The organism is Rhodanobacter sp. 7MK24 (assembly GCF_014842995.1).
In the GTDB taxonomy this organism is placed as follows: Bacteria; Pseudomonadota; Gammaproteobacteria; order Xanthomonadales; family Rhodanobacteraceae; genus Rhodanobacter_A.
The window spans coordinates 728,686-745,574 of record NZ_JACYXL010000001.1 but is presented as its reverse complement, the minus strand read 5'-3'; the positions used below and the strand labels follow the sequence as shown (position 1 = coordinate 745,574).

The window sequence follows — 16,889 nt, the reverse complement described above, 5'->3', positions numbered from 1 at the left end:
GGCGCTTTGTCGACCTGCCTAGGGAAACGCCATTGCGCAAGACCTGCACCCCGTAGCGACGGTTGCGCCCCTGCGTGGTCTACCCGGCGTGTCCGCCAGCGCCGGATCAATCCTCGGCCTGCGCCGCCTCGCGACCCTGCTGCCGGATGACCGCTTCCTCGCGCGCATCGATGATCGATTGCATCACGCTGTCGATGTCCACCGCGCCCTCGTCGAAGATGAAGTGGCCGGTCAGCTCGCTGTCCGGTCGCAGTTCGCCCTGCGCGAACAGTGCCCACATTTCCTCGGCGTAGTGGGTATCGAGCAGCTCCGGCGCAAAGCGCGACAGGCTGATCGTGATGTTGCCCACGTCCCGCCGCAGCATGGTGCGCGCGGCATTGTTGCCGGCGGCGCTGACTACCTGCGGCAGGTCGATGATGACCGGGCCATCGGCCGCCACGAGCACGTTGTATTCGGACAGGTCGCCGTGGATCAGTCCCTCGCACAACATGCGTGCGATCTGGCGGATCAGAAAGCGGTGATAGTCGCGTGCCGTCTGCGCCGACAGCTCCACTTCGCCCAATCGCGGCGCCGAGCAACCGTCGGCATCGGTGACCAGCTCCATCACCAGCACGCCGCCGAAATAGCCATATGGCTGCGGCACCCGCACGCCCGCGCGCGCCAGTTGATACAGCGCGTCTACTTCAGCGCTTTTCCAGGCGGCCTCGGCTTCCTTGCGCCCGTACTTGCTGGCCTTGCCCATCGCGCGCGCCTGGCGGCTGCCGCTCACCTTGCGGCCCTCCTGGTACTGCACGCGCTGCTGGAAGCTGCGCTGGGCCATGTCCTTGTAGACCTTGGCGCAACGCACCTCGTTGCCCGAACGCACCACGTAGACCGACGCCTCCTTGCCGCTTTTCAGCGGACGCAGAACTTCGTCGATCACGCCATCGTCTATCAGCGCCTGCAGGCCAGCAGGGGTTTTCATGCGCGGGAAAGCTCGTCAATGGGAAATAACCCGCCATTATGACTGACAAGCCTCTTTCGGCCGAATATGTCCCCGTTGGCCCGTTCGAACGCGCGCAGCTGCGGCGCCGACCTGCCCCCTGGCGGTGAGGGGTCAGCTCGCCAAACGCGTATGGCACGATGCCGGCGGTACGGCTCGTCCACGCGATGCGGAAACCAAAGCCGGAAGCTGGAAGCAGCGGAACCTCAATGACAACCCTGGGGCGGCTGCAACTCCGCGTGGAACAGCACGTCGTAGGCCAGCGTGCCCATCACGGCGTAGCCGCGATCGTTCGGATGCAGGCCCGCGTCACCCGCGCAGACAGCCGCCATGCCGACCGGCAACGGCGATTGCTTCGCGACCAACGGCGGCGGCACATAGGTACCCGCCACGGCATCGGCAAAATCGACCACGCCGTCGAAGGTCGCCGAGCTGCGTATCCACTGGTTGAACTGCAGCCAGACGGCCTCCCGCCGCGGGGTGTACCAGCCCGGGAATCCCGCGAACGGCGTGACCGTGCCGGCATAGATGCGCAGATGGTGCTGGTGCGCCACGTCGGCCAGCATGCGCATGGACGCGACGAGATCGCCGGTGGTCGCGCCGTCGGGATAACCGGCGGCATCGATGCCGCGATTGATGTCGTTGGCGCCGAACAGCACGACCACATCGGTGACGCCGGGGCGGTCGACTACGTCGCGCAGGAAGCGCTTCAGGCCGGAGGTGCCGGCGTCGGGCGCGCCGATCTGGTCGACGGTGAGTTCGTCGGCGCTGATGCCGGCATTCACCACCGCCGCCGCGTCGCCGTTGCGCTGCGCGACGCGGGCCAGCACTGCCGGCCAGGATGCGGTGGGCGCGCGGGCGAGGTAGCCGTCGGTGATCGAGTCGCCGAACGCGACGATGCCGCGGGTGCCGGCCTGCGCCTCGACCTCGACGCCGGACAGCAGGTAGATGTGATCGTCCCGCGTGGTCGGCAATGCCTTCCCGGGCGGCAGTTGCGCCAGCGATGCCCGTTGCATGGCATCGCCATCCACCGCGTACGTGGTGTGCGCCCGTTCCAGCGGGTGGAAATCGGCCAGTTGCGCCGGGCCGTCGAAGTACAGGCTGACGACCACGTTCGACAGCGGCGGCACGCGCAGCTCGACCGGATCGCTGACCGCTTCACTGCCAGGCGCGATGGTGATCGACGTGTTGCCGCCGTCGAAGCTCAAAGGCCGGTCGCTGCCGGGATCGATCGCCGACAGGTCGCCGGCATGGCCGGCACCGAGCGCGATGTGCGCAGCGCTCACGGTGAGCGGCTCGCGGCCGTAGTAGTTCGACAGGCGGATGCGCACGCGCTCGCCGCCGGCGCTGAGATTCACGCTCTGGCGCAGGGTCAGGTGATCGACCGTGGGCACGCGCTCGAGCGGTTGCCCATAGGCATCCATCACCAGCTTGCCGTCGTTGCCGACGGCGTGCACGTATTGCGAGGTCATCGCCTGGCCCCAACTGGCGACCCATTTTTGCGTCGAGGGTCGCGTGCCGACGACGCAGCCCTGGAGCAGCAGACAGGCCGACAGCAACGCCGCCAGCGTCGCGGCGCGCGGAAAACGGACAATGCGATAGGCGCGTGTCATGCATGCCTCCCCGGGAGATGGCAGGGTCGCCAACCTGGATCGTTCGGCAGCGTGCGGCCAACTGTCAATGCGACGGATAGGCCCACCGCGGGCCGCCGCCCGGCGACTCCAGGGCACGTCGGCACACCGACCGGCTACTCCGTGCGCTAATTGACGGGCCCCGGGCAGCGGCGGAGACTGGCGAGCCGGGGATCCGGGAGTGGCCATCGCGCGTCATAGCGGGGGAGGCTGCCATGCGTACAACCGAGTCGTTCTGCCGATTCACGATTGCCACCGCGATGCTGCTCGTCGCGGGCGGGTTGCAGGCTGCGGACAAGAAGATGCCGACGGATGCCGAGCTGATCGCGAGCGCGATGAGTGCGGCGCCGACGGGCATCGCGAAGCACGCCACGATTGTCGTGCCGGGCGCAGACGGCACGATGCGCACGCTGCGCAAGGGAACGAACGATTTCACCTGCATGCCGGACAACCCGGCCACGCCAGGACCGGACCCGATGTGCGCGGACAAGAACGCGTGGGCATGGCTCGGAGCGTACATGGCGCACAAGCCGCCGCCGCCCGGCGTCGGCATGGCATACATGCTTGAAGGCGGTGTCGACGCCAGCAACACCGATCCGTTTGCCACGAAGCCCGCCACGGGCCAGCACTGGATACGCACCGGCCCGCACCTGATGATCTTCGGCGCGGATACGGCGTTCTACGACCTGTATCCGAAGGACGCCACGCCGGATACGGCGGTGCCCTACGTGATGTGGCCCGGGACGCCGTACCAACACCTGATGACGCCCGTGCACTGAGCTGGCGCGGTTACGGCGGGGCGCCCGCATTGATGTCCGAAAACGGCGAGTCGCACCGACTCGCCGGTGCTAGCCTGACGGCATGAACGAACTCCATGCCGGCACCTTGCCCGACCCGCGCAGCTGCGAACAGGCGCGCCTGAGCCGCGATGCGCGCTTCGACGGGTTGTTCTTCACCGCCGTCAGCAGCACCGGCATCTATTGCCGGCCGGTGTGCCCCGCGCCCGCGCCGAAGCGGGAGAACGTGCGCTATTACGCCACCGCGGCGGCGGCGGAAGCAGCCGGCTTCCGGCCTTGCCTGCGCTGCCGGCCGGAGCTGTCGCCGGGCAACGACGTGTGGCAGCGGGGTGACCATGTGGTGGCGCGGGCGTTGAAGCTGATCGAGCACGGCGCGCTGGACGAGGGCTCGCTGGAACAACTTGCCGCGCGCGTCAACGTGGGTGCACGGCAATTGCGCCGCCTGTTCACGGAGCGGCTGGGTGCGGCGCCGCTGAGCGTGCACACCACGCGTCGCTTGCTGTTCGCGAAGCAGTTGCTGACCGAGACGGCGATGCCGGTGACGGAAGTCGCGCTCGCCTCCGGCTTCCGCAGCCTGCGCCGCTTCAATGCCGCGTTCGCGCAGGCGAACCATATTGCGCCGCGCGAATTGCGCCGCCAGCCGCGCGCGGCGAAAAGCGATGCGCTGACGTTGCGCCTCGCCTATCGGCCGCCGTTCGACTTCGCCTCGCTGCTCGACTTTCTGCGCAGCCGTGCGCTGCCCGGCATCGAGCAGGTGGACGACATCGCCTACGCGCGCGTCTTCGGCCCTGCCGATGCACCGGGCTGGCTGCGCGTTTCCGCGTGGTCTGGCAGCGAGCATGCGTTGAAGCTGGAACTGCATTGCCCGCAGCCGGCGCAGATGCAGGGCGTGGTGTCGCGCGTGCGCCGGCTGTTCGACCTGGATGCCGACCCGCGGGCAATCGCTGACGCACTGCGCGGCGAGGCCACGTTGCGCCCGCTGCTGCGCAAGCGCCCAGGGCTGCGCCTGCCGGGCAGTTGGGACGGTTTCGAGGTTGCGGTGCGCGCGATCCTCGGCCAGCAGGTGAGCGTGGCCGCGGCGCGCACGTTGGCGTCGCGACTGGTGCAACGCCACGGTGTCGTGCTGGAGCAAGCGCCGCTGCCCGGGCTGGACCGCCTTTTCCCCACGCCCGAAGCGCTGGCGGATGCCGACCTGCGCGCACTCGGCGTGACCACGGCGCGCGCCGAAACGATACGCGGCGTGGCGCGTGCCCTGCTGGACGGCCGCGTGGATTTCCGTGCGGAGCAGCCGCTGGACGAATTCGTGGCGCGCTGGGTCGCCTTGCCCGGCATCGGCGAGTGGACGGCGCATTACATGGCGATGCGCGCGCTGAGCCATCCCGACGCCTTCCCCGCCGCCGACCTGATCCTGCGCCGGGCGGCGGCAGGCGGCGGCGACGCCCTCAGTACCAAGGCGCTGACCGCGCTCGCCGAGGCATGGCGGCCGTGGCGCGCCTATGCCGTGATCCATCTGTGGCGCGCCAGCAGCGACTCCGCGCCGACACCACGCACAAAACGCAAGGGAGCCGATCTATGAAAACCCTGGAAACCATCTGGTACGACGAACTGCCCACGCCCATCGGCCTGCTGCGCCTGCTCGCCGATGCCAAGGGCCTGCGCGAAGTGTGGTTTGAGAGCGGAAAGCATCCGAAGTCGCTCGATCCGGGCTGGGTGCACGACCCGGGCAAGCTCGCCTTCGCCCGCGTGCAGCTGGAGGAATATTTCGCCGGCGCACGGCAGACGTTCGCGCTGCCGCTGCACCCCGTGGGCACGCCGTTCCAGCTCTCGGTGTGGCACGAGCTGGCGAACATCCCCTACGGCGCCACGATCAGCTACGGCGAAATGGCACGGCGCATCCGCCAGCCGCAGGCGATGCGCGCGGTGGGCGCGGCGAACGGCCGCAATCCGCTGCCCATCGTGCTGCCCTGCCATCGCGTGATCGGTGCGGACGGCAGCCTGACCGGCTTCGGCGGCGGCCTGCCGGTGAAGCAGTTCCTGCTGTCGATGGAGGCGCGGGTCGCCGGCGGGGACTTGTTCGCCTCGGCGTAATCCGTCAGTGAGCCGCTGATTTTCTGGTCATTCCGGCGCGCCGCCTTTCAACAGCCGATGACTGCTCAAGCCGGGAACCAGTGCTTGCAATCCTTGAATGCAAAAGCGCGGGATTCCAACTTTCGCACACTGCTGTCCGGAATATTTCGCAAGCGATCTTCTCCCCTCTCCCTCCGGACGTGGGCAGCGACCATGGATGGCCGCGCTTTTAAGGCGCGAGGAAGAGGACCGGGAGTGAGTGTCCAGGCTTGCGGCAACATTTCGCTCTGCCCGAACCCTCTCCCGCCTGCCGGCACCCTCTCCCGAAGGGAGAGGGACTCACCTTTTGTGTTCAGTGAACTCAAGTTGTCTGGCTTCGTTGTTCGAGGCGAGCGCTTGCGCTGCCTGGAGTCCGCGAACCGGGACATCGGATATCCCCAAGTCCCCACCAAGGTGCATTGACGCGGCTCGCGCTTCATGTATACAGTGTATACATGAAGCGCCTGACCACTGCCGAAAAGATCCTGCGCGCCGCGCACACGCTGTTCGACCGCGAAGGCGTCGATGCAGTAACGATGCGTCGCGTGGCCGAGCTGGTCGGCATCACGCCAATGGCGATCTATCGCCACTTTCCGAACCGCGAAGCGTTGCTGAAACGCATCTCCGACGATGGCTTCCAGTCCGTGGCGGATTCGTGGCAGGAACACGCCGGCCGGGGCGACATCATCAAGCGCCTGCACGCCACCCAGATGCTCTATCTGGATTACGCGCTGGCCCATCCGCACTTGTTCGACCACGCGTTCTCGGTGCGCCGCGACGACGCCCGGCGCTTTCCGGAGGACTTCCGCGCACGGCGCTCGCCCACGCTCAACGTGGTGGCCGACACGCTGGCCGAAGGCATGCGCGAAGGCGTGCTGCGCAAGGACGACCCGTGGGACGTTGCGATGACGTTCTGGGCGCACACGCACGGGCTGATCGCGCTGTATCGCGCCGGACGCTTCAGTTACGACGAAGAACAATTCCGCGCGTTCTACCGCGCATCGATAGGGAGGCTGCTCGATGGCATCAGGGCTTGATCGTCGCGCGTTGCCGGCTTGGCTGGCAGCGACTGCATTGTCCGCGCTGGGCTGGTGGTTCGGCAGCGGCCTGCATCCGTTGTGGTGGCTGACCTGGATCGCGCCGCTGCCGGTGCTGTGGCTGGCACCCCGTGTGCGTGCACACTGGGCGGCGCTCGCCGCGCTCGTGGCCTACACCATAGGCGGACTCGACCTGTGGACCTATGCGCGCGTCGATCTCGGCCTGCCTCTTGTGGTCATCCTGTGCCTGCTCTTCGAACCGGCCTTGGTCCTGGCCCTGTGCGCGCTGCTGTTCCGCAGGTTGCTCCTGCGCGGAAAGCCGATGGCCGCAGTGCTGTCGGTGCCGGCGCTGTGGGTGTCCGCCGAATATCTCTACAACCTCGTTTCGCCGCACGGCACCTGGGGCAATATCGCCTACACCCAGATGGATGTGCTGCCGGTGATCCAGGTTGCCGCCGTCACCGGATTGTGGGGCGTCGGCTTCCTCGTATTGCTGTTGCCGGCCACCATCGCAGCGCAGGCGATGCCGCGAGGAACGCGGCCTGTGCGCGTGACGACGACCGCGGTTGCGCTGTCGCTGATTGCGGTAGCGCTGATCTATGGCGTCTTCCGCCTGCAAGCACCCGCAACGAGCGTGCTGCGCATCGGCCTGGCATCGCTGGAAAAGCCGGTTCAGCCGTCGCTGTCGGCCGCCGCCGGCCACGCACTGGAAGTCCGTTACGCATCGGTGATCCAGCGCCTGGCGAGCGAGGGCGCTCGCATCGTGGTGATTCCGGAAACCTCTTTCTCGACCGCATCCCCTACTGTGCCGGCATTCGCGCAGCTGGCCCGGCAGCAAGACCTGATTCTCGATACGGGCATCGACTTCAAGGGCGACCCGCAGGCCCGGCGCAACATGTCGATGGCGTTCCAGCCCGGCCTTGCGATGCCTGCCACCTACAACAAGCATCACCTGCTTCCCGGCCTCGACCCTTACACGCCCGGGCAGACTTACCGCATGCTGGACGGTACGCCGCGGATCGGCCTGGCGATCTGCAAGGACATGGATTTCCACGACATCGGCCACGCCTACGCTTCGCGCGGCGCGCAACTCCTGCTGGTGCCGGCCGACGATTTCACGGTGGATGGCTGGCTGCACAGCCGCATGTCGATCATGCGCGGCGTGGAAAGCGGCTTCGCCATTGCCCGCGCGGCACGCAAGGGGCGCCTCACGCTAAGCGACGACCGCGGCCGCGTGCTGGCCGAAGCATCCAGCGAAGGACGCGATGCCGAGCTGGTGGGCGATCTGCCGCTGCGCGCGACACGCACGCTTTATGCGCGCTGGGGCGACTGGTTCGTCTGGTTGAATCTGGCGCTGCTTGCCACGCTGCTGCTGGTGGCGTTGCCTGGCCGACGCACGGACTGAAACGCGCTCAAAGCCTGTTCAAAGTCTTCCCGCGGTTCGCGGCAATGTGAGCGGGCTTTCAGAGGTGACCCTGCGGCGCCGTCGTCGTCGACGTGGAGGTGTCGCGATACTGGTTGACGAGATCTTGCTGCCGCGCGTTGTCGCGCTGCTGCTGCGCCTGGTCGGCCTGCCGGATCTGGTTGCGCGCATCCGAGCTTTGCGCCAGGGGCTGCTGCGCCATGCTCGACACGTTCTGGCGTTGCTGCGCCTGCTGCTGGTTCTTCTGCGCCTGGTCGCTCACCCATTGCTGTTGCGTGGTCTGCTGGAAGCGTGCGTTGGCCGGCGTGGTCTGGGCCGAGGCCGTGCCGGCCACGACGAGCAAGCCAGCCAGCGAGCAAAGGAAGCGTGCGGTTGTCATGGCTTCTGGGCGATCATGGAGGGAGACATCCGTATCGTATGGCATCCGCATGAAACTACTGTCCCGCCTGTTGCTGGCCACCCTGGTCGCGTTCAGCACCGGTTGCGCCACGCAGCCCCAGGCACCTGCCGCAGCGCCGCCGACCGCCGCGGCAACCCGGCCCGCGCCGTTGCTGCTGATCTCCATCGATGCGTTCCGCGCGGACTACTTCGATCGCGGCCTCACCCCCACCCTGGCCATGCTGGCGCAGGGCGGCGTGCATGCCGATGCGATGCGGCCTTCGTTTCCCTCGCTGACCTTCCCGAACCACTACACCCTGGTCACCGGGCTCTATCCGGACCATCACGGCATCGTCAACAACACCATGGTCGACCCGGTGCTTGGCAAGTTCACGCTGGACAACCGCAAGGCCGTGGGCGACGGCCGCTGGTGGGACAGCGGCACGCCGATCTGGGAGGACGCCGACGCGCACGGCCTGCGTACCGCCACCATGTTCTGGCCCGGCACCGAGGCCGGCATCCACGGCAGGCATCCGGACTACTGGATGCCCTACGACGGCAAGGTGACGCCGGACCAGCGCGTGGACCAGGTACTGGCCTGGTTCGACCTGCCGGCCGACCAGCGGCCGGCTTTCGTCACCCTGTATTTCGACCAGGTGGACCATGCCGGCCACGACCACGGACCGCATTCGCCCGAGGTGAACCAGGCGCTGCGCGACACCGACGCCGCGCTGGCGCGCCTGATGGCGGGACTGCAGCAACGCGGCCTGTTCGACCGGACCAATATCATCGTGCTTGCCGACCACGGCATGGCCAGCGTGCCGCTCGCCAACACCATCCTGATCGAAAAGCTCATCCCGCTGGATGAAGTGCAGACCGTCAACCTCGACATCGTCGCCGGCTTCAACCCGAAGCCGGGCTACGATTTCGCCGCGATCGAACGCACGCTGGAACAGCCGCAGCAGCACATGCGCTGCTGGGACAAGACACGCATCCCGGCACGCCTGCACTACGGCAGCAACCCGCGCGTACCGCAGCTGGTGTGCCTGGCCGACACCGGCTGGCGCATCGCCACCGCCGAGGAACTGGCCAAGCATGCCGGCCACATCAGCGTCGGCGAACACGGTTACGACAACGCCGATCCGCGCATGGGCGCGCTGTTCATCGCGCACGGTCCGGCGTTCCAGGTCGGCCTGCGCTATCCGGAATTCCCCAATGTGGACGTCTACCCGCTGATGACCCATCTGCTCGGCATTCCTGCCGGCAAGAACGATGGCGACTACAACCAGGTGAAGGGCATGCTGAAACCGGCGGACCGCTGACCGTTATCTGCCGTCATTCCGGCGCAGGCCGGAATCCAGTGAAATGTGCGCGCGTAGCACACGAGACAGTTTCTGTGTGCTGCGCACGAGTTGCCTGACCGGATTCCGGCCTGCGCCGGAATGACGGGTGCGCCGGATCAAGCTGACAGCTCACCCCATCGCGCCCTTGCTCATCGGCGTGGGCGGCGTGGCCACGTTCACCAGCGGCTTGAGCCGGACCAGGCCCAGCGCGATCAGCAGCCCTACCAGCACCAGAGTGCCGGTGAATGCAGCCACGCCGTTCCAGCCGTGCGCGGCGTAGAACAGGCCGCCGCTGGCGCCGGCCACGCTGGAGCCCATGTAGTAGCAGAACAGGTACATCGACGAGGCCTGCGCCTTGGCAGCGCCCGCGCGCCGCCCCACCCAGCTGCTGACGATGGAGTGGCCGCCGAAGAAACCGAAGGTGATCGCCACGATGCCCAACGCGATCAGCCACAATGACGCGGCCAGGGTCAGCAGCACGCCCGCCAGCATCAGCGCGAGCGCCGTCCACAGCACCTTGCGCCGCCCCAGCTTGCCGGCGAGGTAGCCCATCCACGCCGAGCTGAAGGTGCCGATCAGGTAGATGCCGAAAATCAGCCCCACCACCGCCTGGCTGAGGTTGTAAGGCGGCGCCAGCAGACGGTAGCCGAGGTAGTTGTAGACGGTGACGAAGGCGCCCAGCAGCAGGAAGCCTTCGACGAACAACCACGGCAGGCCGCGGTCGCGGAACATGCCGGCGAAGCGCGCCGCAAGCGCGCGTGCATCCCACGGCTGGCGCACGAAGCGCCGCGACGGCGGCAACGCGCGCCAGAATGCCAGCGCGCAGACCAGGCCGATCACGCCCACCACGGCCACGCCCGTGCGCCAGCCGAAGAAATCCGCGAGCACACCGGCGACCAGCCGCCCGCCCATGCCGCCCACCGCGCTACCGCTGATGTACAGACCCATGCCGAGGCCGATCGACTCGACGTGCATTTCCTCGCTGAGGTAGGTCATCGCCACCGCAGGCAACCCACTCAGCGTGAGGCCGAGCAGGGTGCGCACCATCAGCAGCGAAGCCCAGTCCGGCATCGCCGCACTGGCCAGCACCAGCACCGCCGACGACAGCAACGATGCCACCATCACCGGCTTGCGCCCCCACGCGTCGGACAGTCCGCCTGCGAACAGCATCGCGAAGGCCAGCACGCCGGTGGTGAGCGACAGCGACATCGCCGCGCCCGCCTCGCTGACGCCGTAGTCGCGGCTGAACTCCGGCATCAGCGGCTGCACGCAGTACAGCAGGCCGAACGTGGCCAGGCCCGCGGCGAACAGCGCGAGGTTGGTGCGGCGGAACGCCGGCGTGCCGTGACGGATCCAGTCCTGCGAATCCGCAGCCGGCGCATCAGGGATAGGGAGATCGTGCATCGCCGCCGCATCCTTCCGAACGTGATGCAGCGAGGATAGAACCTCCGCGTGGAACGATCGACGATGCGCAGCGGCACATCGCCGGCACGTGGATCAGCCTGCGTTTCTGTGCGCTTCCAGCAGGGGCGTCAGCGACACCGACCATGCGTTGAGGTTGCCGTTGTCCCACTGCTCGATGCGCTGCAGGTATTCGGCCGCCTGCGCCGGCGTGTGCGGATAGTGCGCCACCGGCATGCTGCGGTCGCTGGTGAAATACAGCGTGCGCTGGTCCGGCCCGAGGTGCGGCAGGTAGTCGGTGCTGAAGCCGGGCGCATCGTCGCCCTCGTAACGGATGGCCTGCGGCGTGTCCCAGCCATCGCCCTGGCGGAACACGATGAACAGGTGGTCTTTGCTGTCGCCCGGCAGGCGGTGATCGCTGGCGAACACCATGTACGAACCGTCGGGCGCGATCTCCGGATCCACGTCGTTATCGCCGTAGTGGCTGAACGGCAACGGCTGCGCCGGTTGATAGGCGCCGTGCGCATAGTGCGAGACGTACAGGCGCTTGCCCTTGCCCGGGTCGATCGACAGGAAATAGATGCTGCCATCGCGCGTCATGCTGGCCTTCCACACGGCGTCGCTGATGTTGACCGCGTCCGGCAGGCGCCGGGGCTTGCTCCAGCCGTCGTTGCCTGCGCGGTCCACGCGCCACAGGCCTACCTGGTTGTGCGCCGGCGTGCTGTCGATGCGATGGATCGACACATAGATCACGTACCTGCCATCCGGCGAAAACTCCGGCGCAAGATCCGGCCAGGCGCCGGAGAACGATGCCATGACCGGGGCGGACCAATGTCCGTCCACGCGATGCGATTCCATGATGGTGCCGCCGCCGGCGCCGCTGCGGGTGAAGAGCAGCGTGTTGCCGTCGGGGCTGAAGGTCGGCGCCTCGTCGTTGGCAGGACCGGAGACGATGCCCGGCGCGAAGACCTGCGGTGCGGCCAGCGCCGGCGGTGCGGCGGTAGCGGTAGCGGCGGTGGCGGTGTTGAGACCCAGGGCAACCACCAGGGCCAGACAGAGCATGCAGCAGCGTGAACCGGACACGTCGTAACTCCTTATGCGGCAAGTCGAGAACAAGCGATCGGACATCCCACCCACGCGATGCCGCGTCCATCGACCGGACGCGGCGCAGCGTGGGCGTCACGCTAGTTGCACGATCGCCCTGCCGCAGGTGCCGGACGTCACTCCTGGCCGTCGGTGCCGTGCGCCGGCGGCGCCTCCACCTCCAGCAGCCAGCCCTTGCCGGGCTCCACGGTGATTTCATCGCCCGGCTTGAACGTGGCGGCCGGCTGGAAGCCCTCCACCGCGGGGGCGACCAGGCGGACGCGTGCAGGATTCAGGCCCAGCGCCTTCCAGTTGATTGTGAGCTTCACCTTCGCGGTGGCGGGGGCCCACGAGGCGATGGACACCAGCGTCTTGTCGCCCTTACGCACGTAGCTGGTGGCGAGCACGTCCGGATTGCTGGTCTTCACCGGCGTGTCGTGCACCCACCAGCCGACCATGTCGGCCTGCTCGATGCCGAACGCATCCCACAGCTGCCACAGGCGGCGCGGGTCGCCGCCGGTCCACGGCAGGCGGTTGGTCATGCCGAACACCATGCCGCGCCACGGATTGCCGCCGTTCTGCAGCATCTCGCCCATCAGGCCGTAGGGAATGCCGGAGATCTCGGTGAGCCAGTACTGGGGCGAGGTGTGCTCGTAGTCAAACTCCTCGCCGAACCACAGGCGGTTGATGTACGGGAACAGCTCCATGTAGAGCAGCGCGCTGTTGATGTAGCCGTCGCGCGCGTCGTACTGGCTGGCGGAATGCAGGTCGATCAGCGCATGCGGACGATGCGCATCCAGCACCTTGCGCACGCGCAGCATGGTGGTGCGGTCGTAGGCCACGTCGTCAAGGTAAAGGCCGTCGATGCCGATGTTGCGCGCCAGCCAGTCCAGCCCCTCGATGTAGAAGTTGTGCCAGCGGCTCTGGCCGGCGTCGACCACCGCCGCGTCGCGGTTCTCCGGCACGTGCCAGGCGGCGATGTAGTTGCCGTCCAGATGTTCCTGCAACCAGGAGAAGCCGCCGCCCTTGCCGGGGCTGACGATCTCGCTGCACAGTCCGGGCGCGGCGTTGCCGTCGTCGCCGAGGCGGCAGCCGGTGAGACTTTCCAGCATCGGCAGTTCGGGCGCGCGGTCGGTGAGCTCGCGGATGGTGTCGTAGATCTTCACCTCCATGCCGCGTGCATGGGCCGCATCGATGTACGCCTTCATCTTGGCGGGTTCGAGGAACGGATAGTTGATCCACGGATTGATCGGCGTGGCGTGATGGATGTTCACCACGTTGGCACCCTCGGCCTTGATCTGGTCGAGGTCGGCGTACTTGTGGAAGTAGCGCTCGGCGAAGTGCTGCGCCGGGTCGATGGTCTTGAACGGCGTCACGCGGAGCACGAGGTCGTAGTGCAGCGTCTGCCCTGCCGCCATCGTGCGTGCGCCGCTGAATGCCTTGACCACGTAGCGCGCACCGTCGTGCGCGAAGGTGATGCCGCCCTGCCCCGCGTTGTCCCACGAAGCCGGCATCAGCAGCGGCTGCTGGTGGTAGAAGTTGGTGTTGAGCGGGCGGCGGTAATTTTCGTCGCGCAGGTGGAATTCCAGGCCCGCGTTCACCGCGCCGATCCACGCGCCGTCCTGGTTGTTCTCGACGTTCCACTTCCACGCGAAGCTGTCCGGCGCGGCGGAACCGGTGCGGCCCAGGCCCAGTTCGTACTGCGCCACGTCGTTCCTCAGCGGAATCTCCAGGCGGATGTCGTCGAGCTTCACCGCCTGCGTGGCGGTGAGCGCGATGGCATAGCTGAGCGTGCCGTCCATTTCCAGGCTGGCGGTCACCTTGCCCTGCAGCGCGCCGGCCTGGCCCGCCACCTGCCAGTGCACCTTGCCGGGGCCGTCGACCGTCACGTTCGGCGAGCCTGCAGCACGCAAAGCGTGCGCGCCGTCAGCGTCCTGCACCAGCAATTGCATCGGCGCGGCCAACAGCGCGCGCGGCGTCTTGGCAAGGCCGGTCATGCGCTCGTCGAAGAAGCTGTCGATCTGTGCCGGCAGGCCGCTGGGTGCCAGCGTCACCGTGCGACCGAGGATGCCGAGTTTCGCGCCATGCACCGTCACCGCGGTGAACGGCTTCACCAGGTCGTCGTTCTGCGCCAGCGTGGAGTTGAGCCAGTGCAGGCGCGTGAGCTTGAACGGATCGTCATCGCCATGCGCCACCGCTTCCTTCGCATGCACGGTGATCGCCAGCGGAACCTGCCGGGGCGCAACGCCGTCCGCGCTGATCGTCAGCGTGCCGCGATAGGTGCCGGGACTGGCGTCGGTCGGCACATCCAGCCCCATCCACAACGGCTGCACGCGACCCTGCGCCACGTCGAGGCGATTGGCGAAGGTCTTGCCGGCGTAATCGGTACCGCCGAGATTGAAGCAGGTGAGCCGCGCCGCCGGAATCGTCGCGCCACCCGGCCCGTGCATATCGTCGAAGCTCACACGCACGTTCTGCGCCGCGCCGCGCGCCGCCCACAAGCCCACCTGGAAACTCAGATACTCGCCGCGCAGGGCATCGTCCGTCAGCGGGCCGCCTTCGCCACGTTGAGCCCAGCGTTCGGGGATCTGGGTGAACATGCGGATGGGGTGTTCGCGCGTTTCCGGGAACAGCAGCCAGGACCGGTCTGGATTCGCCGCCAGCAGATGCTGCAGTTCCTCCGGCGAGGCGGTGCGCTCCATGTCGGTATAGGCGTCGAAATCGTCCACCGCCTCGTAGCCGATCACGCGCGCCTGCGGCAGCTTCGCCACGCGGCGCGGATCGTCGAGGCCGTTCTGCTTCACCCATGCGACGTCGGCGGTATCCGTCGGCGTGCGGTAGGTCACCGTGGGGTAGTTCGAACGACCGCTGCCGACATAGGGCAGGTAATAGATCGCATACGTGCCGGTCTGTTTGGCTTCGAACGCCAGCACGCCTTCGGCCTGGCCGATGCGCTCGCGCACCACGTTGCCCACCGCCTGCCCGTCCGGACCGACGACGATGGTGGCGACGCTCTCGGGATGGTGATCGCGCCGATGCCAGGGGATCGTCGCCAGCACCGCTGCCGCCGGCTTGTCCACGGCGACGGTGTAGCGATGGTTGCCGTACTGATCGGCGTTCCAGTGCAGTTGCACGCCGTCCTCAAGTGTCTGCGTCTGCGCCATGCCGGCGGTGATGCTGCCGGCGAGCAGGCTGCAGGCCAGCAGGCCGAGTGCCGCCGGATGATGCGGGGCTCGTGAGTGGCGCATGGGAATTCCCCTCGATCGATGGTCGAAACCTGATATGTAACCCGTTGCTCAGCATTACGCAAGAAAACGACTTAAAACGAAATAACATGAAACCACGAGCCCGGCATGCGTCATTCGTCATATCCACATGCCAAGGCTTCATTTTTTTGGACGTCCATTCGTGAACAGACTCGGCTCGCCCCCCAAGGAAACCGAGGCTCCGAATGCGAAGACGTTCCCTGCTGCTGCTCGCCGGCCTGCTGCTGGCTCCGCTCGCTCGCGCCGACGACGGCGTGCCGTATATCGAATTGCGCTACCGCGACAGCACGCTGCACCAGGCCAACCTGGCCGACACCGGCCACGCACACACCCTGCGCCTGCAACTGGGTTACCTGTGGACGCCGCTGCCCGACTTCTCCGCCTACACGGAAGGCACCAAGGTGCTTTCGCTGTTCGGCCGCCAGTACAACGACACCACCGGCAAGCGCACGCCCTACCCCGCCGAGCCCGATCCGCCGTCGACCGAAGTGAGCAACGCCTGGGTGGGTTATGCGAACGACATCGTCGGCATCCGCGCGGGCAGGCAGTACCTCAACCTCGACGACCGGCGCTTCTTCAGCGCCAACCTGTGGCGCCAGAACCCGCAGAGCTTCGACGGCATCACCGGCTACGTGAAGCCGGACAGCAGCACCACGATCGGCTGGGGTTGGATCGATCAGGTCAACCGCACCGTGGGCGCGGACTTCCCCGATATCGAGCAGCGCCGCTGGAAGCTCGACGGCAAGCTGCTGCACGTGGACCAGGCGCTGCCGCTGGGCAGCCTGACCGCCTATGCCTACTTCGTGAAAAACCTCACCCTGGCGGCCGACTCCGTGCGCACCGAAGGCTTGCGCTGGATCGGCAACGCACCCATCGGGCAAACACGGTTGAGCTGGACACTGGAGGGCGCACACCAGCAGGACTACGCCAACAACCCTGCGCATTTCAGCCTGCCCTACCACCTGGTCGAACTCAGCTACGGCCTGCCGGCAATTTCGGCGCGCGCGGGCGAGGAACTGCTGGGCGGCAACGGTCGCAACGCCTTCAATACCGCCTACGGTTCGGGACACAGCTTCGACGGCTGGGTCGGCGTGTTCTCCATTCCGCCGCACGGCCTGCGCGATCGCTATGGCGGCCTGCTCGGCCAACTGCCGTGGCAGGGGCTGAGCTGGCAAGTCACCCAGCACGACTTCCAACCCGCGAGCGGCGACGGCAGGCGCTACGGCAGCGAGACCGATGTCGGCCTGCTCGCCAATCTCGACGCGCACCTGAATCTGGAGCTGCAATACGGCGACTACCGCGCCGACAGCTTCACCGTGAACCAGCGCAAGCTGTGGCTGATGGTGGAATACCGCTACGGCAAGCAGCCGAGTTGAGCCTTGGATTCGTCATTCGGGCGGGGGCCGGAATCCAGCGGTGATGACGCCGATCCGCGCCATGCT

At 67.2% G+C, this 16,889-nt stretch carries 13 protein-coding genes; 7 read left to right on the top strand and 6 right to left on the bottom strand.

Going from position 1 to position 16,889, the window contains the following annotated elements; translation table 11 throughout:
• Window positions 1-106: 106 nt before the first annotated feature.
• On the bottom strand, window positions 107-964 hold the full coding sequence (locus tag IHE49_RS03420) for a PA4780 family RIO1-like protein kinase (RefSeq protein WP_192154894.1): 858 nt from the start codon (window positions 962-964) through the stop codon (window positions 107-109).
• A gap of 224 nt (window positions 965-1,188) precedes the next feature.
• Complete coding sequence (locus IHE49_RS03415; RefSeq protein WP_192154892.1) at window positions 1,189-2,595, bottom strand: GDSL-type esterase/lipase family protein; 1,407 nt, start codon at window positions 2,593-2,595, stop codon at window positions 1,189-1,191.
• Between the two features lie 233 nt (window positions 2,596-2,828).
• Here IHE49_RS03415 and IHE49_RS03410 point away from each other — a divergent pair, with 233 nt between their 5' ends.
• From IHE49_RS03410 to IHE49_RS03390, 5 genes are all read left to right on the top strand, one after another.
• A complete protein-coding gene (locus IHE49_RS03410) occupies window positions 2,829-3,392 on the top strand; it encodes a hypothetical protein (protein ID WP_225578122.1) in 564 nt (187 codons plus the stop codon).
• 82 nt (window positions 3,393-3,474) lie between these two features.
• On the top strand, window positions 3,475-4,986 hold the full coding sequence (locus IHE49_RS03405) for a DNA-3-methyladenine glycosylase 2 (RefSeq protein ID WP_192154890.1): 1,512 nt from the start codon (window positions 3,475-3,477) through the stop codon (window positions 4,984-4,986).
• Window positions 4,983-5,498, top strand: coding sequence for a methylated-DNA--[protein]-cysteine S-methyltransferase (locus IHE49_RS03400; protein ID WP_192154888.1), 516 nt, complete (start codon window positions 4,983-4,985; stop codon window positions 5,496-5,498). Before IHE49_RS03405 ends, IHE49_RS03400 begins: the two co-directional genes overlap by 4 nt.
• Window positions 5,499-5,971: 473 nt before the next feature.
• On the top strand, window positions 5,972-6,553 hold the full coding sequence (locus IHE49_RS03395; RefSeq protein ID WP_192154886.1) for a TetR/AcrR family transcriptional regulator: 582 nt from the start codon (window positions 5,972-5,974) through the stop codon (window positions 6,551-6,553).
• Complete coding sequence (locus IHE49_RS03390) at window positions 6,537-7,958, top strand: nitrilase-related carbon-nitrogen hydrolase (RefSeq protein ID WP_192154884.1); 1,422 nt, start codon at window positions 6,537-6,539, stop codon at window positions 7,956-7,958. The genes IHE49_RS03395 and IHE49_RS03390 overlap by 17 nt, the downstream gene beginning before the upstream one ends.
• A 58-nt stretch (window positions 7,959-8,016) precedes the next feature.
• Here the strand turns inward: IHE49_RS03390 and IHE49_RS03385 are convergent, their stop codons facing one another.
• Entirely contained in the window at window positions 8,017-8,355 is a 339-nt protein-coding gene (locus tag IHE49_RS03385) for a hypothetical protein (RefSeq protein WP_192154882.1), read from the bottom strand.
• A gap of 49 nt (window positions 8,356-8,404) precedes the next feature.
• Here IHE49_RS03385 and IHE49_RS03380 point away from each other — a divergent pair, with 49 nt between their 5' ends.
• Entirely contained in the window at window positions 8,405-9,676 is a 1,272-nt protein-coding gene (locus IHE49_RS03380) for an ectonucleotide pyrophosphatase/phosphodiesterase (RefSeq protein ID WP_192154881.1), read from the top strand.
• 150 nt (window positions 9,677-9,826) lie between these two features.
• On the opposite strand, the gene IHE49_RS03375 is transcribed toward IHE49_RS03380, so the two are convergent.
• The 3 genes from IHE49_RS03375 to IHE49_RS03365 form a co-directional block, all read right to left on the bottom strand.
• The gene (locus tag IHE49_RS03375) at window positions 9,827-11,101 is read right to left on the bottom strand and encodes an MFS transporter (RefSeq protein WP_192154879.1); all 1,275 of its coding nucleotides are present in this window, start codon (window positions 11,099-11,101) and stop codon (window positions 9,827-9,829) included.
• A 93-nt stretch (window positions 11,102-11,194) separates the two neighbouring features.
• A complete protein-coding gene (locus tag IHE49_RS03370) occupies window positions 11,195-12,181 on the bottom strand; it encodes a PD40 domain-containing protein (protein WP_192154877.1) in 987 nt (328 codons plus the stop codon).
• Window positions 12,182-12,318: 137 nt separating this feature from the next.
• Window positions 12,319-15,429: a glycoside hydrolase domain-containing protein gene (locus IHE49_RS03365; protein WP_192154875.1), complete on the bottom strand. Its 3,111-nt coding sequence runs from the start codon at window positions 15,427-15,429 to the stop codon at window positions 12,319-12,321.
• 203 nt (window positions 15,430-15,632) lie between these two features.
• On the opposite strand from IHE49_RS03365, the gene IHE49_RS03360 reads away from it, so the two are divergent.
• Window positions 15,633-16,823, top strand: coding sequence for an alginate export family protein (locus tag IHE49_RS03360; RefSeq protein WP_192154873.1), 1,191 nt, complete (start codon window positions 15,633-15,635; stop codon window positions 16,821-16,823).
• The last annotated feature ends 66 nt before the right edge of the window (window positions 16,824-16,889 follow it).